Origin of the sequence: Dorea longicatena (assembly GCF_024168045.1) — a bacterium.
Taxonomy (GTDB): Bacteria; Bacillota; Clostridia; order Lachnospirales; family Lachnospiraceae; genus Dorea_A.
Window position 1 is genome coordinate 1,285,459 of record NZ_CP100126.1, and the last position, 23,093, is coordinate 1,308,551.

Below are 23,093 nucleotides of genomic sequence, written 5' to 3' on the forward strand. Positions count from 1 at the left end.
CATTGCCATTCGTTGACAAACAATGCTATAATTTATTATAGTATGTTTTAAGAAAAAAGCAACGAAAGAAGCAGGTGTAGGACTTGAAAAATAAAATCCAAAAATTTTCAAAAGGCGACTTTCAGTTGATACGACCTGATGTTATATTCGATGAGACCAATCTGGTACTCATTATAGGTGAAGGGGAAGTATACAGAGGAAGTTTTACAATGAGGGCAAACAATGAGGGAAGGATACGAGGACTGGTGTACTCGTCTTCTTTCCGCGTCCATTTTAAAGATCAGGGATTTGAGGGAAATCCGGCAAGAGTGGAATTTACGTATGACGGACGGGGACTTCGTCCGGGACATGTAGAGGCAGGAAAGTTCACGGTCGTATGTACCGGTGGTGAGTTTGAACTGGCTTTTACGGCAATCATTGAGAAACCATATGTGATGACAACCTATGGAAAAGTACAGAGTACCGATGATTTCCGCAAACTTGCAATTAAGGATTTTTCAGAAGCGGGAAGGCTCTTCCGTTCCAAAGAATTCTATGAAATTTTAAAATATGAGAATGAGCGTACATTCTATCTGTACGATAATATGCGCAAATGGTCTCTCGGAGAACAGGCCATGGAAGAATTCATGGTAGGGATCAAACAGAAAGAATGCATTTTCCTTACGCTTCAGGGAGAGGGGATGCTATTCGAAGATCTGACAGAGTCGACAAAGGGAACACTGACTCTGATGAAAAATACATGGGGATATATGCCAATCCATATTGAGACAGTCGGTGATTTTATCCGGGTGTCCAGACCTGAGATCAGCACAGAAGATTTTGTGGGAAATGCGCATGAGATTGAATATGTGGTAAGAGCAGAGAAACTTCATGGCGGACGGAATTACGGAGCATTGAAGTTCGTGACACCATATGAGACACTCACTTATGAAGTTGAGGTATTGCAGAATCAGGAGTATGACGAAGATCACAGGATGCCGGAACTTTTACTGGCTCAGATTATCAAAGAATATGTAGGATATGTGGCAGGAAGAGTAACACTGGAACACTGGGTGGATAGTGCGGTCGAGAAGATGGTAGCACTGCGTAAGCTGGATCCTCTGAATGAAGTATATCAGTTGATGCTTGGTAATATCTATCTGCTCGGAGGCAAGACGGAAGAAGCAAAATGGATTCTTGAGAATTACAATTATAATCGGTTCGCAATCGGAAAAGATCCGCTGACAAACTGTTATTATCTGTATCTGACTGCAAAGATCCGCGGAGATGTGAACTATGAAGAACGGGTGCTGGATGAGGTTGGAAAGACATATATGCGTCATCAGGATTCCTGGTGGCTGCTCTATATGATCCTGAATCTTGACAACAGATATAAGAATCCTTATAAACGTCTGGAAGTTCTGGAACAGCAGTTTGAGTATGGAATCCATGCAGTAATGTTTTATTTGGAAGCATATCTGTGCTATCAGGAAAAGCCGACACTTCTTAAGAAATTAGGCACATTTGAGATTCAGGTGTTGAATTTTGCGACCAAATACCGCATGATGACAAAAGAACTGGCACTTTATATTTCAAATTTTGCCAGTCAGCAGAAAAAATACAGTGACAATCTGTTCAGAATCCTGGAAAGAATCTATAAGATGTATGAAGAACCGATGATACTGAATACGATCTGTACACTTTTGATCAAAGGAAATAAAACGGCAAAGAAGTATTTTTCATGGTATCAGAAGGCAGTTGATTCAGATCTTAAGATTGCCCAGCTTTATGAATATTATATGATGACAATCGACGAAGACAGTGCGCACGGACCGTTGCCGAAATCGCTGGTTTTATATTTTATGCATGGAAATGCTCTCGATTATAAGAAGGCTGCGTATCTGTATGCAAGTCTTGTGATCCATGAGGAACAGGCAGGAGATCTGTATCTGAATTACAGAGAACAGATGGTGGCATTTACATGGGAACAGTTGGCAAAGCGCCACATAACAGAATCACTGCGTACATTGTACAAAAGATTTTGCAGAGAAGACGAGATGACGGCAGAACGTATGGAGGCGATGCGAGACATCTGTTATTCTTATGAAGTAAGGACAAAGGTACGCGGGATGAAATGTGTGCTGGTAATCGAAAAAGATGGTTCGGTACGTCAGCGTATCCCGTATGATACGAAGAATGGAGCTATCATTTATCTGTATGATAAGGAATCGAGAATTGTATGGGAGTCTGTAGAGGGCAGACATTATACGGATTCCATTCCATATGAGACGAAAAGACTGTTTTATGAGCCGCGTTTTGTAGATATGTGCAGAAAATATGCAGCATCTACAGGATTCTGGAATCAGGAGCCGGAGAAAGAAAAACCGGATTATGAAAAGATCCAGGCAAAGGGGATAGATTCATTTGAGGATAAGGATGTCTTCCTGGTTTGCAGCAGAAGAATCAGGGAAGAAAATTATACGGAGGATGACTTCTTAAGTTATCTTGCTTTTGAAATGTTCCGGAGAGGACAGTATGACAAGGTGACACTTACGTATCTTGCGGAGTATTACTGTGGCGCAATCGGAGATATGAAGCGACTCTGGAAAGTATTAAAACAATATGGGGTTCCGTCTTATAAGGTCAGTGAACGGATCATTACACAGATGGTCTTTTCGGAGACATTGTATGAGGAAGAGCATATTTTTGAAGATTATTATCTGTCGGACAATGTATATTTCCGCTTAAAACAGGCATATCTTGCTTACGTTACAAGGGAATATATCGTATATGGACGAAGCCTGGAAAAATGTGTATTTGAAATCATTGCAAATGAATGTGATCAGAAAGAAGATCTGCCAGATGTATGTAAGATTGCACTTCTGAAATATTATTCAGATAAAGAATACACAGGTGAACTGGAAGATGTCCTTCATCAGGTACTACGGGAAATGTGCGAAAAACAACTAGTCTTCCCATATTACATGAATTATAAAGAGGAATGGCTGCGGGAAGTACAACTCTATAATAAGGTGATGGCAGCATACCGCTGTAAACCAGGAGGAAAAGTAAGACTGTACTATAAGATGAAACAAAAAGACCGGGAAGAACTGGGATACCGAGCAGAGGCAATGATGCCGGTCTATGAAAACCTGTATGTAAAACAATTTGTCCTTTATAATGACGAATCAGTGAATTATTATTTCCAGGAATCCGGAAACGGAGAAATGATCACAACAGACAAAAAGACGCTGAAAACAGATAAAGAACGTGTATTTGCCGGAAAATATCAGATGCTGAATGCAATGACAGATATGGATTCGGATGCGGAACGTTCGAAAGCCATGCTTGAGTTTGAAGAAGAAGAACAGATGGCAGATCAGATATTTAAGATATATTAAAATGAAAGGAGGAGACGATAATGCAAAAAGGAAGTGTTTTGGGCTATGATCTGAATGAAAAGAATTGTCAGATCAGTTATTATGATGAAAATAAAGAAGAACCGGAAACGATGGAAGCAGCAGTTGATAATTATCAGATTCCTCTGATCCTTGGCTATTATAAAGAACGATGGGTATATGGACAGGAAGCAAAACGATTGAGAGAAGCGGGAGAGGGAGATATTGTCACTCATCTGTTCCGTAAAGCTGTAAAAAGAAAAAAAGTACGTGTAGGCGGGAAAATCCATGATGGCGTATGGCTTCTTGCAAAGTTCATTTCCATGACATTGAAGAAATTCGAACAGATTGATTATATTACGTTTTCCGTTCCGTATACGAATGTTGATATGTCGAAGATGTTAAAGGGAATCGGAAAATATATCGGTGTTCCGGGAGAATGTGTATTTGTACAGGATTATAAGGAAAGTTTCTGTCAGTATATGTTTTATCAGCCGAAAGAATTGTGGCAATATGAATCAGCATTGTTTTATTGTGATGCGCAGGAAATCCGTGCATATATGCTGCGCCGCCTGAATACAGTAAGCACCAAGAGCAGGGATATGTTTGTGACAGTAGAAGAAGTCGCCAATGCGCACATGAAAGAACTGGAAGCAATCTATCCTGTGTTGAATGTAGATAAAGCCAAAGATGCGGATGAGAGTTTTAAGTCTTTCATCCAGAATGTATTTGATAAAAAAGTGGTATCGTCTGTTTATCTGACAGGAGAGGGATTTGAGAATAACTGGTATCCGAATTCCCTGAAGGTACTGTGTAACGGACGGAGGGCTTTCCTTGGAAATAACTTATACAGTAAGGGTGCATGTTATTCATCCATGCGCTATGCAGATCCGTATGATGATGGTCCGATTTATCTGGATGGAACAAAGATGACAGAACAGATCTGCCTGCGTATGAGAATTGGCGGACAGGAAGGATGGTATCCGATTGTTGCATGGGGAACACACTGGTATGAGGCAGACGGACAGTGGGAAGTGATTTTGGAGGATACATCGGATATTGAGATCCATATAGAGACACTTGACGGAGAGGATCTTAAAGTTGAGACAGTGTCACTGGAAGAACTGCCGGAACGAACAGATTATTCTTTGCGTCTTCAGATTGAAGTCATGTTTATGGATGAGCGTACCTGCAGGCTGCGTTTTAAAGATGTTGGTTTCGGAGAATTTTATCCGGCATCAGATTTCCTTGTAGAAAAGGAATTACATTTAGGAGGTATCAATGGGCAGTTTAATTCTTTGTCATAAAAAACGGGCCAAACGACCTTTTGAAATATCCAGAGTTCATATGCGGATTTACACGATAGAAGAATTGTGTTATTACATCTGTAATAATCTGTATTTGATCGATTATACGATCGTCAATGAACGATTGTGCCGGTGGGTCGGGGATGAACTGGAACTGCCGAAGCTGGCAGAGGAATTAAGAAGGCTTCTTCGGGAGAATGGATCGATGGAAGAATTTGTACTTACGATCCTGAAGGAATCTAATATCTATGCTGCGGCAGAAATTCATAAGATGCAGAGTGTTCTGGAACAACTGCAGTCACAGAGAGACGTAGAAAAAGAAAAATATAAGGCGGATACGCTTCAAAACAGTAAAGAATACGAATCAGCGATTCTAGTATATCAGTCCATCCTTAACAAAGACTGGGATGAATCGGTAGATAAAAAGTTTTACGGTCGTGTGTATGCAAGCATGGGATCTGCATATGGTCATCAGTTCCTGTATAAAGAAGCGGCAAAGGCTTATCAGGAAGCGTATAAGATATGTGAACAGCCTGATATATTGAAGGCGTATCTTTATAGCTGTTATAAAGCTCTTCCGCATGATGAATACTTAAAAATGCTGTCGGGGAATCCAATCCTTCTGAGTCTGGACACTATTTTGCGTGATGAAATGGAAAAAACAAAGAAAAAGATAGGTGCGGATATTCCGGAAGAAAAGCTGAATGAATGGAAAAAGGAGTACCGCAGGATTGACAAACACCGTGGAATATGATAATATATCCAAAAGGTTTTAGTGTGGTAAAGTAATCAACTGCTAAACTGGTAAAAGAGCGTAGCGGCTGTTTGGCACACGTAAAAGGAATACAGGAGGATATATGTTATGAAAAAGAGATTAGTACTGCTCCTTGTTACGGCAATGGCAGCTACAACGGTATTGGCAGGCTGTGGAAGTAAAGATTCAGGTTCATCTGACAGTGGAAAGAAATCGGCAAAAGAATCAAAAGTAGAAAATGATGATGACACATTGATCGTTGGGTTTGATGCTTCTTTCCCTCCATATGGTTATAAAGATGATAGCGGAGAATATGTAGGATTCGATCTTGATCTTGCACAGGAAGTATGTGATAGAAATGCTTGGAAACTGGTAAAACAGCCGATAGACTGGGATTCTAAGGATGCGGAACTAAATTCGGAAACAATTGACTGTATCTGGAATGGATTCACTATGAATGGCCGTGAAGATGATTATACATGGTCAGATCCATATATTGACAACAAGCAGGTTGTGGTAGTCAGAAGTGATTCGGGTATTGATGACTTTTCGGGGCTGAAAGGAAAACATGTAGAAGTACAGACAGACTCTTCGGCACTTGCGGCTCTGGAAGGAGATCAGAAAGACCTGGCGGCAACCTTCGCAGATCTTAATCAGGTTGCAGAATACAATACAGCATTCATGGATCTGGAATCCGGTGCATGTGATGCGATCGCTATGGACATCGGAGTTGCAAACTATCAGGTGAATTCAAGGAAAAATCCGGATGATTACAAGATCCTGGACAAAGAAATTTCATCTGAACAGTATGCAGTCGGATTCAAAAAAGGAAACACAGAGCTGAAAGATAAAGTTCAGAAGACACTGGATGAGATGGCCGAAGACGGAACGGTTGATAAAATTGCAGAAAAGTATGCAGATTACGGAGTTCCGGGAGCTCTTTGTATAGGAAAGAACAGCAAGTAAAATGAAGGGGCCAACCCCGGAGGGGATTGGTCCCTTTTGGCTCGCCATTCATTCGGAAGAAGCGTGAAAAAACTGGAGGACATTACAGATGGAGATAGGAACACTGATGAGAGAACTTGGCGGAGGAATGTGGATCTCGGCAGAGATATTTATTCTGACATTACTTTTTTCACTGCCGCTTGGACTGGTGGTTGCATTCGGGAGAATGTCGAAGATTGCACCGGTCAGATGGATATCAAAATTATACATATCGATTATGAGAGGAACCCCGCTGATGCTTCAGTTGATGGTAGTGTATTTCGGACCATATTATCTGTTTGGAATGCGCATTTCCACAGGATACCGTATGACTGCGGTGCTGATCGGTTTTGCAATTAATTATGCGGCATATTTTGCTGAGATATACAGAGGCGGGATTGAGGCAATTCCGGTAGGACAGTATGAAGCGGCAAAGGTACTGGGATATTCCAAAAGCCAGACATTTTTCCGAATCGTATTTCCTCAGGTATGTAAGCATATTCTGCCGGCAGTGACCAATGAGATCATCACGCTGGTAAAGGACACTTCACTGGCATTTGTGCTGGCTGTAACGGAGATGTTTACAATGGCAAAACAGATTGCGGCGGCACAGACTTCCATGGTTCCGTATATTGCAGCAGGTATCTTCTATTATGTATTTAATTTGCTTGTTGCGATGATTATGGAAAAGATTGAAGAAAAGTTGAATTATTACCACTAGGAGGAATAGATCATGAGTCTGCTTGAAATGAAAAATATCAAAAAAAGTTTTAACGGGGTCGAAGTTCTGAAAGACATTTCTCTGAAGGTGGAAAAGGGAGAAGTCCTTGGTATCATCGGTCCTTCCGGCTCGGGAAAATCAACCCTTCTTCGATGTGCAACGGGGCTTGAGACTGCGGATGCAGGGGAAATCCATTATTCCGGAACCTTTGGACTGGTGTTTCAGAATTTTAATTTGTTTCCGCATTATTCGGTGATGAAGAATATCACTGATGCACCGCTGAAAGTACAGAAGAGAAAGAAAGAAGAAGTCTATAAAGAAGCGAGAGAACTTTTGAAGAAGATGGGACTTGCCGACAAGGAAGATTCATATCCTTGTCAGTTGTCGGGAGGACAGCAGCAGCGTGTATCAATCGCGAGAGCACTTGCACTGCATCCGGATATTCTGTTTTTTGATGAGCCGACGTCCGCGCTGGATCCGGAACTGACTGCAGAGATCCTGAAAGTTATCAGGGAACTTGCGATGGAGCATATGACGATGGTGATTGTTACGCATGAGATGAATTTTGCGAGAAACGTATCGGATCATGTAATCTTCATGGATGGAGGTGTGATCGCAGTAGAAGGAACTCCGGAAGAAGTATTCGATTCATCTAATGAAAGAATGAAAGAATTTCTCGGAAAATTCAATGATTAACCGCGGGAAAACTAATGAATAGAACTGGATTATAAGCTATGCTTATTAAACGACGCGTTATAAATAATGTATCAGCAGGAATACAAGGTAGATGGAAATATTGCTTTTCCGTTTGCCTTGTATTATACTGATATAGCAAAATGCTTTTTAAAGACAGTTTTGACAAATGAAAAATTTGAAAAGAATGGAGTCTGCATTTATGAGTGAATTTGAAAAAGTAACAACAGGACTGGGTGAAGAATGCGGTGTGTTTGGAGCCTATGATATGGATGGCGGAGATGTTGCACCATCCGTTTATTATGGACTTTTTGCATTGCAGCACAGAGGACAGGAAAGCTGTGGTATTGCGGTAACGGATACATATGGAGAAAGAAAAGTACATTCCAAGAAAGGACTTGGACTGGTAAATGAAGTGTTCGATGAAGAGTCTTTACAGGAATTGAAGGGAAATCTTGGTGTCGGACATGTAAGATATTCGACAGCAGGTGCTTCCAGAGCTGAGAATGCGATGCCGTTGGTTATCAATTATGTGAAAGGGATCCTTGCAATTGCACATAACGGCAATCTGACAAATGCCATTGAACTTCGCCATGAACTGGAGTACACAGGCGCTATTTTCCAGACAACGATTGACTCGGAGGTGATCGCATATCATATCGCCAGAGAACGTCTGAATGTAGAGAAGGCAGAAGATGCGGTAAAAAATGCGATGAAGAAGATACAGGGAGCGTATGCACTGGTTGTCAGTTCGCCGAGAAAGATGATCGGTGCTAGAGATCCATTTGGATTGAAACCTCTTTGTATTGGAAAAAGAGATAATACTTATTTCCTGGCTTCGGAGAGCTGTGCGATTGCTGCCGTCGGAGGAGAATTTGTAAGAGACGTAGAGCCTGGAGAGATTGTAAGTTTTACAAAACATGGAATGAAATCAGATAAAACTATGGCAATCGATCCCAAAAAGCAGGCAAGATGTATTTTTGAATATATATATTTCGCAAGAATGGACAGCGTGATCGATGATGTGAATGTATATCATGCGAGAATTGTTGCAGGGAAAGCTCTGGCAGAATCTTATCCGGTTGATGCGGATCTGGTTGTCGGAGTACCGGATTCCGGGCTGGTTGCGGCGAAAGGATATTCGGAACAGTCGGGAATTCCGTATGGCATGGCATTCCACAAGAACAGTTATGTCGGAAGAACATTTATCAAGCCAAAACAGAGTCAGCGGGAAAGCAGTGTGAAGATTAAGCTGAACGTGATCGAAGAGGTTGTAAAGGGAAAACGTATTGTTATGGTAGATGATTCTATTGTACGAGGAACAACCTGTGCGAACATTATCAAGATGCTCAAAAAGGCCGGAGCGAAAGAGGTACATGTAAGGATCAGTTCACCACCGTTCCTGCATCCATGCTATTTCGGAACAGATGTGCCTTCGAATGAACAACTGATTGCACATTCCCATACAACAGAGCAGATCCGTGAGATGATCGGGGCAGATTCGCTTGGCTATATGGAAGTTGATAAATTAAAAAACATGGTCGGTGATCTGGCATATTGTGACGCATGCTTCACCGGTAATTATCCGATGGAAGTACCTGGAAGAGATGTTTCGCTGGCATTTGAATAGAAAACAGGTTAAAATAGTCGGGTGGAAGAATTGACGAAGGAGATTATTAGTATGAGTAATGACAGATATACAAGTCCACTTTCAGAAAGATATGCAAGCAAAGAGATGCAGTACATTTTCTCGCCGGATAAGAAGTTCCGTACATGGAGAAAACTCTGGATCGCACTTGCTGAAACGGAAAAAGAACTGGGACTGGATATTACAGAAGAACAGATTGAAGAATTAAAAGCACATGCAGATGATATCAATTATGATGTGGCAAAAGAAAGAGAAAAGGTAGTCCGTCATGATGTTATGTCTCATGTGTATGCATATGGAAAACAGTGTCCGAATGCAAAAGGAATCATTCATCTTGGTGCGACTTCATGCTATGTAGGCGATAATACAGATATCATTCTGATGTCGGAAGCGTTGGAGATTGTCAGAAAGAAACTGATCAATGTGATTGCCGAACTCGCAAAGTTTGCGGATGCACATAAGAGTCTTCCGACACTTGCATTTACACATTTCCAGCCTGCACAGCCTACAACAGTAGGTAAGAGAGCAACACTCTGGATGCAGGAATTCATGATGGATCTGGAAGATCTGGAATATGTAAAAGGAAGTTTAAAGCTTCTCGGATCAAAAGGAACGACCGGAACACAGGCAAGCTTTCTGGAACTCTTTGACGGAGATCAGGAGAGAATTGATAAGATCGATCCGATGATCGCCAAAAAGATGGGATTTGAGACATGTTATCCGGTATCAGGTCAGACCTATTCACGTAAGGTAGATACAAGAGTGGTAAATGTACTTGCAGGTATTGCAGCAAGCGCACACAAGATGTCCAATGACATCCGTCTCCTTCAGCATCTGAAAGAGATTGAAGAACCATTTGAAAAGAGTCAGATCGGATCTTCGGCAATGGCATATAAGAGAAACCCTATGAGAAGTGAAAGAATTGCTTCACTTTCTAGATATGTGATGGTAGATGCCATGAATCCGGCAATCACATCTGCAACACAATGGTTTGAGAGAACGCTTGACGATTCTGCTAACAAACGTCTCAGTGTCCCGGAAGGATTTCTGGCAATTGATGGTATCCTGGATCTGTGTCTGAATGTTGTAGACGGACTGGTAGTATACCCGAAAGTTATCGAAAAGAGACTGATGTCAGAACTTCCGTTCATGGCAACAGAAAATATCATGATGGATGCTGTAAAAGCAGGTGGAGACAGACAGGAACTTCATGAGAGAATCCGTGAGCTGTCTATGGAAGCCGGACGCAATGTCAAAGAAAAAGGATTAGACAACAACCTTCTTGAACTGATCGCTGCAGATCCTGCATTCAATCTTTCGCTGGAAGAACTGCAGAAGACGATGGATCCTGCAAAATATGTGGGACGTGCGCCGATTCAGGTCGATGTATATCTGAAGAACGTCGTGAATCCTGTGCTGGAAGCAAATAAGGATATTCTTGGAGTAACAGCAGAGATCAATGTATAAGATTCTGTAACAAATAAAAACATGAAAAAGAAAGTGGAGTTTCAGTGAGCAATGGAACATCACTTTCTTTTCTTGTATATATGATTTATAATAAATCCATATGGAAGTATAAGGGGGAAGAAAGCGGATATATGGAAAAGGCTATGGAAAAGATTAAGAATATGAAGAATGGTACAGCGTCAGAAAAACAATACCGGGTCAGAAGGTGCAGATATACGGATCTGGCAATGGTACTTGTGATCGCAGTTTCCATACAGTGTTTCACGAGGCTGGAATATACAGGGGAAAGATATATTCAAAGCCGGAACGGGTATGAGATAGCCGGCGGCATAATGGAAGGCTGCGGACGGAAAACTGTAAAAGGATATGTGGAAATAAAAGCATCGTGTGTTTCGAATGCGAAGAATATAATCGAAAATTTGTGCGCTCAGGCAGCGGCACCGAATCGAACAATTATGAATGTGACCACATCAACAGCTGATGCCGGAAAAGATGACAGCCGAATTACAAAGCTGCCTGCTGCAGAAGAGATGAACACGTCTGCTTCGGAAGATGGATCTGAGATTTTGAAAGCTGAAAAGAATGCGGACGCTGCACTTGTTGCGGCAGATACAACAACTGCGGAAGCAGCGGTTGAGAGCGCTGAAGAGGACAAGAGCAGCACAGAAGAACAGCAGAGTGGTATGCTGAATCTTGATGGATTTATCATAGGAGAAAATGGCATGATCGAACGTTGTGAGAACCCGTCTCTGGCTGCCGAGGATGGAATTATTATATTGCCGTCAGACGACAGATGTAAGGGGATCGGAGCAGAAGCATTAACTGGAATTACGGGAGTGGAAGAAATCTATATTCCGGCCAATATTACATGGATTGAACCTGGAGCCCTGGAAAAACTGGAAAATCTTATGTATATAGAGGTTGCACCGGACAATCCGGCATATCAAAGCATAGATGGAGTTCTTTACAGCAAAAAGGAGCAGAAAGAAAAGGCATGAATATTCGACAGATAACAGACGGCAAAGAAGATTATATAGAATTGCTTCGTATGGGAGATCCGGATGAATCCAGAATCCGTAAAGTATTGGAAGAAGGTGAACTCTTTTTACTTGAAGAGCATGGAAAACTCCGTACATTGTGCGTGGTTATATTTTCGGAAGAAAAGAAATGTGAGATAAAAAATATTGTAACCATAGAAAAAGACCGAGGCAAGGGGTATGGCCGGTATATGATCCATTATATCTGTGAACATTACTGCTCACAGTATGACTGGGGATATATGAAAAAAGACCGATGCCGGGACATCATGGAATTCTGTGAAAAATGTGGATTCACAGATGAAGATGAGGTATATCTGAAAAAGGAACTGATGTCGGAAATCGACACAAAACGTGTAATTAATCTTGCAATGGAAGCAGGAAGAATGCTTTTGAAAAACGGAGGCGAGATCTTTCGTGTAGAAGAGACGATGATGAGAATCTGTCGTAGATTCGGGGTGAAATATGTGGAGCTGTTTACTTTGAGTCATGGATTGTTTATCTGTGCAGGAACGGATAAAGAAAAGTTGTATACAAAAGTAAAACAGGTACCGCTTTCCTCTACACATCTTGGAATAGTAGCAGAAGTAAATGATCTGTCCCGGGAAATTGCAGCAGGACATGTCGGAATTGAAGAAGCAATAAAGAAGTTAAAGAAGATCGACAAGATGCCGGTCAAGCGTATTCCTTATCAGATAGCGGCGGCGGGATTAAGCGCCGGTGGATTGGGTTATCTGCTTGGCGGAACATCAATGGAAGCATTTGTGGCATTTTTTGTCGGCTGTGTTGTGTTTTCATGGTCACTTTTTGCCGGAAAACACGGTGTTTCAAAGATCCTGGTTCACATTGTAGGCGGGATCATTATTGCCTCTATGGCTTTGGCAGCAATGCAGATTCCGCTTTTAGGGGAACTTAGGATGGAAGGGATCGTGACCGGCGGGATTATGCCGCTGGTGCCCGGACTTGCATTTGTGAATGCGATCCGTGATCTGGCGGACAGTGATTATCTTGCAGGTACAGTTAAAATGATTGATGCGATTATGGTATTTGTCTATATTGCAATCGGTGTGGGAACGGCATTGTCGGTATATCATCATGTGTTAGGAGGCATTTTATAATGATCATAAAAATTATAGCAAATCTGGCATGTTCATTTATCGGGACGATTGCATATGCGGTTATGTTTCAGGTGCCGAGAAGGTTCTATATCGGATGCGGAATCACCGGATCGGTGGGATGGATGATGTACAAGTTTGCGTCTGTATATTGTTCGGTTGCAGCTGCGTCCTTTGTAGGAACGGTATGTGCTGTATTGGTTGCGAGAATGCTGACGGTCCGCCTGAAATGTCCGATCACTATCTTTATGATTTCGGGTATCATTACACTGGTGCCGGGAGCTGGCATCTATTTTACAGCGTATTATCTGGTGACAAATCAGTTTGCAATGGCTGCTGCGAAAGGGATCGGAGCAATAAAAGTAGCTTTTGGGATTGTGCTTGGAATTGTCTGCATTGTATCTGTCCCGAGAGAAGTGTTCCAGAAAGAATACTGGGTTGAAAGAAAGATTGCAAAACAACAGAAAAATGGAAAGAGGAATCCGGTAAATCTTCCGGGTGAAAGACACAGATGAAAGATCTGATATAAAAGGTTGCTGTCCGCCTTGGATTTGTGCTACAATGTAGAGACGGATAGTGTTCTAATGTATGTAGCAATACATAGATTTCATACATTTCAAAATAATAATGAAACAGGAGATAATGACAGTTATGAGTAAGGTAAGAACAAGATTTGCACCAAGTCCTACAGGAAGAATGCATGTAGGAAACTTAAGAACAGCGCTGTATACTTATTTGATCGCAAAACATGAAGATGGAGATTTTATCCTCCGGATTGAAGATACAGACCAGGAACGTTTTGTAGAGGGTGCACTGGATATCATTTATCGTACATTGAAAGAGACCGGGCTGGTTCATGATGAGGGTCCGGATAAAGATGGCGGGGTAGGACCGTATGTGCAGAGTGAACGGAATGCACAGGGACTTTATTTGAAATATGCAGAACAGCTGATCGAACAGGGGGATGCTTACTACTGCTTTTGTGACAAAGAACGTCTGGAATCTTTGAAAAGCAAAGTGTCTGACGAGGATGGCGGAACAGAGATTGTTGTATATGACAAGCATTGTCTGCATTTAAGTAAAGAAGAGATTGAAGCGAACCTTGCAGCAGGAAAACCGCATGTAATCCGTTTTAACATGCCAACAGAAGGAACTACTACATTCCACGATGAGATATATGGCGATATCACAGTTCCGAATGAAGAACTCGATGACCTGATTTTGATCAAATCAGATGGATACCCGACTTACAACTTCGCAAATGTTGTCGATGATCATCTGATGGGAATCACACATGTTGTACGTGGTAATGAGTATCTGTCATCTGCACCAAAATATAACAAGATTTATGAAGCATTCGGATGGGATGTGCCGATATATGTACATTGCCCGCTGATCACAGATGAAAACCATAAGAAACTCAGCAAACGCTGTGGACATTCTTCTTATGAAGATCTGATCGAGCAGGGATTTGTGACAGAGGCAGTTGTTAATTATGTAGCACTGCTTGGTTGGTCGCCGGAAGGCAATCAGGAGATATTCTCACTGGAAGAGCTGGTAAAGGCATTTGACTTCCACCGCATGAATAAATCACCGGCTGTATTTGATCTTGGCAAATTAAAATGGATGAACGGTGAATATATCAAAGCTATGGATTTTGATAAGTTCTATGAAAGAGCGGAAGGGTATATCCGCAAAGTTATTACAAAAGATTATGACCTGAAGAAAATCGCAGCATTGGTAAAATCACGAATTGAGATCTTCCCGGATATTGCAGAGCAGATCGACTTTTTTGAAGCAGTACCGGAATATGATACAGCAATGTATTGCCATAAGAAGATGAAAACCAATGAAGAAAATTCACTGGAAGTATTAAGAGAAGTTCTTCCGCTTCTGGAAGCACAGGAAGACTATAGTAATGATGCGCTGTTTGCGCTTCTTAAGAGTTATGTTGACGAGAAGGGTGTAAAAGTCGGTTATGTAATGTGGCCAATCCGTACCGCTGTATCAGGAAAGCAGAGTACACCGGGTGGAGCCACAGAGATTATGGAGATTCTTGGAAAAGAAGAATCTGTAAAACGAATCAAAGACGGAATTGAATTATTAAACAAGTAAGGGGATTCTATGAGTTTAAATCATGCTCAGACAGAGGCAGTCGCCCATAATGAAGGACCATGTATGGTTCTCGCCGGCCCCGGTTCGGGGAAAACTCTAACCATTGCAAAGAGAATAGAATATCTGATCATGAAGTATAAGGTAAGGCCAGAAGAAATTCTGGTCATTACCTTTACTAAGTATGCAGCTCAGGAGATGAAAGAAAGAACCAGACGGATCTGTGGTCCGTCTTCTTATGCTGTTACATTCGGAACGTTTCACGGAATCTATTACGGAATCCTGAAATGGGCGTACCGTCTGGAACCATCGAATCTCCTTACGGATGAAGAAAAATACCGGATGTTAAGAACTCTTCTGCCAAAAGTCGGATGGGATCAGGAGCCGGAAACGGATGAAGAAAAAGACTATTTGCAGGAACTGGCCGCAGAAATTGGAAATGTAAAGAATAATTGTATGGCTATTGAAGCCTATGAACCGGTAAAATATACAACAGAAAAATTCCGTGCACTATACAAAGATTACGAAGAAGAAAAGAAAAAATGCCGGAAGATTGATTTTGAGGATATGTTGATCCAGTGCAGGGATCTGTTTTTTAATTATCCGGATATTCTGAAAAAATGGCAGGATAAATTCCGGTATATTCTGGTAGATGAGTTCCAGGATGTGAATCAGGCACAGTATGATGTGGTCCGTATGCTGGCTGAACCGCAGAATAATCTGTTTGTAGTGGGGGATGATGATCAGTCGGTATATGGATTTCGTGGAGCAAAGCCGGGAATCATGATGGAATTTATGAAAGATTATCCAAAGGCCAAGAGGGTACTTTTGGATATTAATTACCGCAGCAGTGCTTATATTGTCAATGGTGCTTTAAGAGTGATCGGTAATAATAAAATCCGGTTTGAAAAAAAGATCGAAGCGTTTCAGAAAGCAGATGAAACAGTTCATGTTCAGGAAGTAAAAGACCCTGTGCAGGAGGCAGAATATGTGCTGGGAAAAATAAAGGAATGTCAGGAAAAAGGTATTGCTTATACAGATATAGCTGTGTTGTACCGGACGAATGTAGATGCAAGGGCAATGTCGGAACTTATGATGGAATATCAGATTCCGTTCGTGATGAAAGAACATCTGAATAATATTTATGAACATTTTATTGCACAGGATATCAGCAGTTATTTTCACCTTTCACAGGGGGAATATAGCCGGAAATATTTTTTGCAGATCGCAAACCGGCCAAACAGGTTTTTCTCAAGGGATAGTATGAAAGGCGGAACAGTTACCTATGATTCGCTCAGAGAATATTACCGGGATAAAAACTGGATGAGGGACAGAGTGGATCAGCTGGAATGGGACATGAAGATGATAAAAGACAAAACACCATATGCAGCAATCCAATATATCCGGAAACATATGGGTTATGATGAGTTTTTAAAAGACTATGCGGCATATCGGAAGATTTCAGTGGAAGATCTTTTTGCGGTGTTGGAAGAGATATGGCAGAATTCCAAAGGATATAGAACGATCGGTGACTGGTTTGAACATGTAGAACGATACGGGGAAATATTAAAGGAGCAGAATTGTAAAAAAAATGCGGCAGAGGGTGTGAATCTGATGACAATGCATGCGGCAAAAGGGCTGGAATTTGATACGGTATTTGTGATCGAGGCAGATGAGGGCAGCAGTCCGTATAAGAAAGCAGTGACGGATGAGGAAATCGAAGAAGAGAGACGGCTTTTTTATGTAGCAATGACCAGAGCGAAGAGAAAACTGATCATCAGTTATGTAAAAGAAAAAAACGGGAAAGATATGACTCCTTCCCGTTTTGTGTCCGAATTACTCTTCGACGTCTGATTCATCAAATTCCTGAGAATCCATCCATTCATCAAAAGCATCAGCGGCAATTTCGTATTCGTCATCATCTTCGATGTTGCCGAGATCTGGTTCGCCGTCCTCGGTTTCATTGTATTGATAGAGATAAACATCACCGGCTTCATTAGGTTCAAGATTCTCATCCAGAGGAAGCAGGGCAATGTATTCTTTGCCTGCAGCTTCATATACTGTGAGGATTGCACATTCAATGATCTCATCGTTATCGAGTGTAAGCTCTACGGTTGTGTAGCTTTCAGTTTCCTTTGTGTCGCTCATATCATAGTCTCCTTTACTAACATTAAAACTTATCTTAACTTTAACAAAGAAACGGATAAAAAGCAAGATGATAGTAGTCAAACAGGTAAAAATGTTGTAGAATGTAGCTGTATGTAACGCAATAATAAGGAGGAATAACAACATGATGAAGAAGAGAATGTTAGGAGTGATTGCAGTATTACTCGTATGCATTTTCGCATTATCTGCATGCAAGAAAGAGGCTGGAAAGCCGGTGGATAATGCAGTCAGTGAGAATACAACAGATGATTCAGAGGATACGGATCAGACAGAAGACGCAGGAAAGTACAAGTTTGGGTTCTCTGTGATTGATATGCAGAATCCATATTTTATAACATTGGAAGAAGCTGCACAACAGATCGTAGAAAAAGAAGAATGTACCATGTTGGTAAAAGATCCGGCATCTGATGCGGATACACAGGCAGAGCAGATCAGGGAGATGATCAATGAGGGGATCAATGCAATTTTCCTTTGCCCGGTCGATTGGGAGAAGATTACACCTTCGCTTCAGGCATTGCAGGACGCAGGGGTAAAAATTATTAATATTGATTCACAGGTAAAAGACACAGATTATATTGATGCATATGTGGGCTCTGATAATACAGAGGCAGGGAAGCTTTGTGGCAATGATCTGATTGAAAAGTATCCGGATGGCGGTACAGTTGCAATCCTGGAGGCTACGACACAGAATTCGGTGAATGACCGTATTACAGGGTTTGAGCAGGCAGTTGCCAAGGCGGAAAAAGGGTTTGAAGTTGTAGCGAGAGAAGATACAAACGGAACATTTGACAGTGCGCTGGAAGCAGCCAAGAAGATTTTGGAGGAACAACCGGATGTGACGGCAATCATGTGTGGAAACGACCAGATGGCTGTTGCAGCAAAGACAGCACTGAATCTTGCGAATAATGATCAGACTGTTGTCTACAGTGTAGATGGTTCGCCTGATATTAAGAAGGAATTAATGAAAGCGGATAGTCAGATCGCAGGGACAGTCGCACAGTCTCCGATCAATATCGGGAAAAAAGCAGTAGATATTGCATTGAATGTTCTTGACGGAAAAGATTTTGAAGCGGAGACGGCAATAGACGTATTTATGATTAATAAAGATAATGTTGAAATGTATGGCGCAGACGGATGGCAATAGGCGCAGACGGGCAACGGGAAGGACATAACAGAGATGAGAGAGGTTCAAGGATATCCATTACCATTGGGAGTGCAGATAAGTAAAGACAGGGTTAATTTTTCCATTGCAGTTCCGGCAGATAAGGACTGCCAACTGTTATTATACCGCACAGGGAGAAAGAAACCGTGCAGGCAGTTTGATATGAAACCAATGATCGGTGAAGTGAGGTGTATAGCACTTGAGGATATCGAGCCGGGAGATTATGAATACAATTATCTGATCAATAAAGAAGTTGTAACTGATCCGTACGTAAAAGCAATTGCCGGCAAAGAACGCTGGGGTGTAAAAAAGGAACTGTCAGAACATGAGATCCGGGGACGGCTGCAGATGAGTGATTATGACTGGGAAGGAGATCATACATTACAGATACCATATCATCAGGTAATAGCGTACAGTCTGCATATACGCGGATTTACAAGACATCCATCATCAAAAGTAAAGGCGAAGGGAACTTTTCAGGGAGTAATTGAAAAGCTGGAATATCTGAAAGATCTTGGGATTAACCAGATCCATTGTATGCCGGTATATGAATTTGAAGAATGCCAGATATATAGAAATTACTGGGGATACGGTGCGGGAAGCTATTTTGCACCCAAAAGCGCATATTCTGCAGATGGAGATGGCGCCAGAGGACTGAAAGATATGGTGAAGGCTTGTCATCGGTCCGGAATAGAGGTCGTTCTGGAGATGCCATTCTGCACGGCTGCAGATAAGATGATGATGTTAGAATGTCTGAGGTATTATGTTATGGAATACCATATAGATGGATTTATATTGAATCCGTTTGTGGTTTCGATGGAGAGTGTGCATGCGGATCCGTTTTTGAAAAACACCAAGATTATGGAACACGAGTTGGGATTCCAGACAGTCATGCGAAGATTTCTGAAAGGTGACGAAGGGATGATCCATGACGTGATCTACTGGCTGAAACACCATTCAAAAGAGCAGGGAATCTTTAACTACATTACTGATCAGAATGGATTTACCCTGAATGATCTGGTGTCTTACGATGCGAAACACAATGAGGAGAATGGTGAACATAATCAGGATGGACCGGATTATAATTATAGCTGGAACTGCGGGGCGGAAGGACCGAGCAGGAAAAAGGCAGTAATGGAACTGCGGAATCATCAGATATTTAATGCATTTTTCCTGCTCTTTCTGGCACAGGGAACTCCGTGTATGCTTGCAGGAGATGAGTTTGGAAATTCTCAGAAAGGTAATAATAATGTATACTGTCAGGATAATCCGATAGGATGGACAGATTGGCGGGGACTGGAAAAGAAGAAAGAACTGCATGATTTTGTAAAAGAACTGATTGCATTCCGTAAATCGCATCCGATTCTCACACCGGAGCGAGAACTGCAGGGGATAGATCTTAGCTGTTGCGGTGTGCCGGATGTATCTTATCACGGGGAAGAGGCGTGGCAGATACCGGGGGAGGTGTCGAGCAGGCAATTGGGCGTATATTACAGTGGAGCACAGACAAAAAGCGAGGACTGTTATGTTGCATATAATATGCATTGGCTGGAACATGTATTTGCACTGCCGGCTTTACCAAAGGGATATGGCTGGTATGTGAAAGCGACGACGGAACGGGGGATGTTAGATGTGCCGGTGCTTTTGAAAGATCAGAGAAAATTAGAGTTAAAAGAGCGGTCGGTTACAGTGCTTACAGCAGAACGGATTGTGGAGGTTGAAACGAAGAAAAATGAAAACATTACAACACTTACAGACGATCAATCATCATAAATATCTTGTTATGAAGGAATGCTTTAAAGTAGGACTTTACAGACAGGGACTTCTTCATGACCTGTCCAAATATTCACCGACAGAATTTTTAGTTGGATGCAGGTATTACCAGGGAAATAGAAGTCCGAATAATGCTGAACGGGAGGCAACGGGTTATTCTAAGGCATGGTTACATCATAAAGGACGTAACAAACATCATTATGAATATTGGATCGATTATAGTGTAGATCCGGGGGAAGGTATCATAGGCCTTAAGATGCCGCTTCAATATGTTGTGGAGATGTTCATGGATCGTATTGCGGCATCTAAGACATATCAGGGGGACGCATACAGAGACAGTCATCCATTGGAGTATTATGAGAAGGGAGCCGGGCGGCTTGGAAAAATGATCCATCCGGATACAGCAGGCCTTCTGCACGAATTGTTGAAAATGCTGGCAGAAGAGGGAGAGGAAAAAACTTTCCGGTATATTAAGAGAGTCCTTCTGAAACAGAAGAAATATTAACAGTTTATGCAATAGTTCAAAAAAATAAAAAAATTCAAAAAAACTGTTGACACAATAACAATTTCGATGTATTATATATCTTGTCTTCGCGAGAGAGCAAAGATGAATGCGGAAGTGTCGGAACTGGCAGACGAGCAAGACTAAGGATCTTGTAAGCATTGCGCTTGTGTGGGTTCAAGTCCCATCTTCCGCAGTTATTTTTTGAGAGTAACGGAGACTGAAAATTACATAGTGAATATGCGGAAGTGTCGGAACTGGCAGACGAGCAAGACTAAGGATCTTGTAAGCATTGCGCTTGTGTGGGTTCAAGTCCCATCTTCCGCATTCATCTAAAAGATGGAAACCCTTGATTTGTTTTGGGTTTCTTATTTTTTTACATACTAATAATTTTTTTGATTAACGATAAGGAATTTTAATAAAAAAGAGAAAAATTAAAGGAAATCAAAAAGTTTTGTCGAATAATAATAATGAGGAGATTCAAAATGTATTATTCTGATGAGATTATCGAAGAAGTAAGATCAAGAAATGATATTGTAGATGTAATATCTACTTATGTAAAACTGCAGAAAAAAGGCAGCTCATATTTTGGCCTGTGTCCGTTTCACAATGAAAAGTCTCCGTCTTTTTCTGTCAGCAGGCAGAAGCAGATGTATTATTGTTTTGGATGCGGTGCCGGAGGAAATGTATTTACATTTTTGATGGAGTATGAGAATTATACATTTGTCGAGGCACTGAAATATCTGGCAGACAGAGCAGGGGTAGAACTTCCGGAGGAAGAATACTCGAAAGAGGCAAAAGAACGTGCGGATACAAGGGCAATTCTTTTGGAAATCAACAAAGCTGCAGCACAATATTATTACGTGCAGCTTAAGAGCAGTCAAGGAGCCGTAGGACTTGGATATTTTAAGAAAAGACAGCTCAGTGACGAGACGATCAAGGCATTTGGTCTGGGTTATTCGAATAAGTACAGTGATGATCTGTACCGTTACTTGAAGTCGAAAGGATATAAGGATGACATGATTGCCAAAGCAGGACTGATCAGTATTGATGAAAAGAATGGTGTGTATGATAAGTTCTGGAACCGTGTGATGTTTCCGATTATGGATGTCAATAGCAGGGTAATCGGATTTGGTGGTCGTGTGATGGGAGATGCAAAACCAAAATATCTGAATTCACCGGAAACAATGGTTTTTGATAAGAGCCGGAATTTGTATGGATTGAACAGGGCAAGACGTACCAAGAAGCCATATTTCCTTTTGTGTGAAGGATATATGGATGTGATTTCACTTCACCAGGCAGGGTTCACCAATGCTGTTGCGTCATTGGGAACTGCGCTGACACCGGGACATGCTGCACTGATCCGCAGATATGTACAGGAAGTGTATCTGACCTATGACAGTGACGGAGCCGGTACAAGAGCAGCATTAAGAGCCATGCCGATTTTAAGAGATGCAGGGATTACTGCTAAGATCATAAGGATGGAACCGTATAAAGATCCGGATGAATTTATTAAGAATTTGGGAGCAGAGAAATTCGAAGAACGGATTGCAAGTGCGAGAAATGTATTTATGTACAGTCTGGAAGTGCTGGAGAAGGAGTATGATATGAATTCGCCAGAAGGAAAGACAGAGTTTATGAAAGAAACGGCGAGAAGGCTGACACAGTTTGAAGAAGAGATTGAACGCAATAACTACATAGAAGCAGTGGCGAAAGCCTATCATGTCGGATTTGAAGATCTCAGGAAACTGGTTGGAAAGATGGCGGTACAGGCAGGACTTGCAAAACCGGTTGAAAGACCCAGGGAGATACAGAATAACAGGAAGAATAAAAAAGAAGATGGAATTCTGGTATCTCAGAAAATACTGCTCACATGGCTGATTGAAAGTGAAGATATCTTTCGACAGATTGAAAAGTATATTACACCGGAAGATTTTTCGGAAGGGCTTTTCCGGCAAGTGGCAGAACTTTTATATGAACAATATGAAAAGCATGAGGTTAATCCGGCTCAGATCATGAATCACTTTACAGATGAAGAGGAACATCGGCAAGTGGCAGGTCTGTTCCATACGAAGATCAAAGAACTGACAACTGTGAAAGAACAGGAAAAGGCATTGCAGGAGACAATTCTACGGGTCAAAGATTACAGTATTGAAGAAGCGACGAAGAATCTGGATCCTACAGACATTCAGGGACTGCAGCGCCTGATGAATGAAAAAAGAAAAATGCAGGATCTGCGGACACTGCATATTTCCATTAATTAAGGATAAAATAT

18 protein-coding genes and 2 tRNA genes are annotated in these 23,093 nt (G+C 41.6%); 19 read left to right on the top strand and 1 reads right to left on the bottom strand.

Annotation, left to right across the window (positions count from 1 at the left end; translation table 11 throughout):
- Window positions 1–83 precede the first annotated feature (83 nt).
- From NKF87_RS06085 to NKF87_RS06145, 13 genes are all read left to right on the top strand, one after another.
- On the top strand, window positions 84–3,380 hold the full coding sequence (locus NKF87_RS06085) for a DUF5717 family protein (protein WP_253584229.1): 3,297 nt from the start codon (window positions 84–86) through the stop codon (window positions 3,378–3,380).
- Window positions 3,381–3,400: 20 nt separating this feature from the next.
- Window positions 3,401–4,684 carry a DUF5716 family protein gene (locus NKF87_RS06090; protein ID WP_055281227.1) on the top strand — a complete coding sequence of 428 codons (1,284 nt, stop codon included), beginning with the start codon at window positions 3,401–3,403 and terminating at the stop codon, window positions 4,682–4,684.
- Entirely contained in the window at window positions 4,659–5,438 is a 780-nt protein-coding gene (locus NKF87_RS06095) for a hypothetical protein (RefSeq protein ID WP_055281229.1), read from the top strand. Before NKF87_RS06090 ends, NKF87_RS06095 begins: the two co-directional genes overlap by 26 nt.
- 108 nt (window positions 5,439–5,546) lie before the next feature.
- Window positions 5,547–6,404, top strand: coding sequence for an amino acid ABC transporter substrate-binding protein (locus NKF87_RS06100; protein ID WP_253584231.1), 858 nt, complete (start codon window positions 5,547–5,549; stop codon window positions 6,402–6,404).
- An 88-nt stretch (window positions 6,405–6,492) separates the two neighbouring features.
- Complete coding sequence (locus tag NKF87_RS06105; protein ID WP_253584233.1) at window positions 6,493–7,143, top strand: amino acid ABC transporter permease; 651 nt, start codon at window positions 6,493–6,495, stop codon at window positions 7,141–7,143.
- A 12-nt stretch (window positions 7,144–7,155) separates the two neighbouring features.
- Window positions 7,156–7,839, top strand: coding sequence for an amino acid ABC transporter ATP-binding protein (locus NKF87_RS06110; RefSeq protein ID WP_118378705.1), 684 nt, complete (start codon window positions 7,156–7,158; stop codon window positions 7,837–7,839).
- A 199-nt stretch (window positions 7,840–8,038) separates the two neighbouring features.
- On the top strand, window positions 8,039–9,466 hold the full coding sequence (purF, locus tag NKF87_RS06115; protein WP_028086268.1) for an amidophosphoribosyltransferase: 1,428 nt from the start codon (window positions 8,039–8,041) through the stop codon (window positions 9,464–9,466).
- Window positions 9,467–9,517: 51 nt separating this feature from the next.
- Complete coding sequence (gene purB, locus NKF87_RS06120; RefSeq protein ID WP_253584235.1) at window positions 9,518–10,951, top strand: adenylosuccinate lyase; 1,434 nt, start codon at window positions 9,518–9,520, stop codon at window positions 10,949–10,951.
- A gap of 131 nt (window positions 10,952–11,082) precedes the next feature.
- Window positions 11,083–11,949 (top strand): hypothetical protein, encoded by an 867-nt coding sequence (locus NKF87_RS06125; RefSeq protein WP_253584237.1) that lies wholly within the window; start codon window positions 11,083–11,085, stop codon window positions 11,947–11,949.
- Window positions 11,946–13,106, top strand: coding sequence for a threonine/serine exporter family protein (locus tag NKF87_RS06130; protein WP_253584239.1), 1,161 nt, complete (start codon window positions 11,946–11,948; stop codon window positions 13,104–13,106). The genes NKF87_RS06125 and NKF87_RS06130 overlap by 4 nt, the downstream gene beginning before the upstream one ends.
- On the top strand, window positions 13,106–13,618 hold the full coding sequence (locus NKF87_RS06135) for a threonine/serine exporter family protein (protein WP_118309836.1): 513 nt from the start codon (window positions 13,106–13,108) through the stop codon (window positions 13,616–13,618). The genes NKF87_RS06130 and NKF87_RS06135 overlap by 1 nt, the downstream gene beginning before the upstream one ends.
- A gap of 136 nt (window positions 13,619–13,754) precedes the next feature.
- Complete coding sequence (gltX, locus tag NKF87_RS06140) at window positions 13,755–15,218, top strand: glutamate--tRNA ligase (protein WP_253584241.1); 1,464 nt, start codon at window positions 13,755–13,757, stop codon at window positions 15,216–15,218.
- Between the two features lie 9 nt (window positions 15,219–15,227).
- Complete coding sequence (locus NKF87_RS06145) at window positions 15,228–17,069, top strand: ATP-dependent helicase (RefSeq protein ID WP_118309834.1); 1,842 nt, start codon at window positions 15,228–15,230, stop codon at window positions 17,067–17,069.
- Here NKF87_RS06145 and NKF87_RS06150 read toward each other — a convergent pair.
- Window positions 17,052–17,363 carry a DUF1292 domain-containing protein gene (locus NKF87_RS06150; RefSeq protein WP_028086274.1) on the bottom strand — a complete coding sequence of 104 codons (312 nt, stop codon included), beginning with the start codon at window positions 17,361–17,363 and terminating at the stop codon, window positions 17,052–17,054. The genes NKF87_RS06145 and NKF87_RS06150 overlap by 18 nt on opposite strands.
- 142 nt (window positions 17,364–17,505) lie before the next feature.
- Between NKF87_RS06150 and NKF87_RS06155 the strand changes: the two genes are divergently transcribed.
- The 6 genes from NKF87_RS06155 to dnaG all read left to right on the top strand — a co-directional run bounded on the left by NKF87_RS06155 (window position 17,506) and on the right by dnaG (window position 23,082).
- Complete coding sequence (locus NKF87_RS06155) at window positions 17,506–18,525, top strand: sugar ABC transporter substrate-binding protein (RefSeq protein ID WP_118225009.1); 1,020 nt, start codon at window positions 17,506–17,508, stop codon at window positions 18,523–18,525.
- A 33-nt stretch (window positions 18,526–18,558) separates the two neighbouring features.
- A complete protein-coding gene (locus tag NKF87_RS06160) occupies window positions 18,559–20,316 on the top strand; it encodes an alpha-amylase family glycosyl hydrolase (RefSeq protein WP_118309833.1) in 1,758 nt (585 codons plus the stop codon).
- On the top strand, window positions 20,276–20,821 hold the full coding sequence (locus tag NKF87_RS06165; protein WP_055281243.1) for a DUF5662 family protein: 546 nt from the start codon (window positions 20,276–20,278) through the stop codon (window positions 20,819–20,821). The genes NKF87_RS06160 and NKF87_RS06165 overlap by 41 nt, the downstream gene beginning before the upstream one ends.
- Before the next feature lie 108 nt (window positions 20,822–20,929).
- Window positions 20,930–21,014, top strand: a tRNA-Leu gene (locus tag NKF87_RS06170).
- Between the two features lie 46 nt (window positions 21,015–21,060).
- Window positions 21,061–21,145 (top strand) — tRNA-Leu (locus tag NKF87_RS06175).
- Between the two features lie 158 nt (window positions 21,146–21,303).
- Entirely contained in the window at window positions 21,304–23,082 is a 1,779-nt protein-coding gene (gene dnaG, locus NKF87_RS06180; RefSeq protein ID WP_118309832.1) for a DNA primase, read from the top strand.
- The last annotated feature ends 11 nt before the right edge of the window (window positions 23,083–23,093 follow it).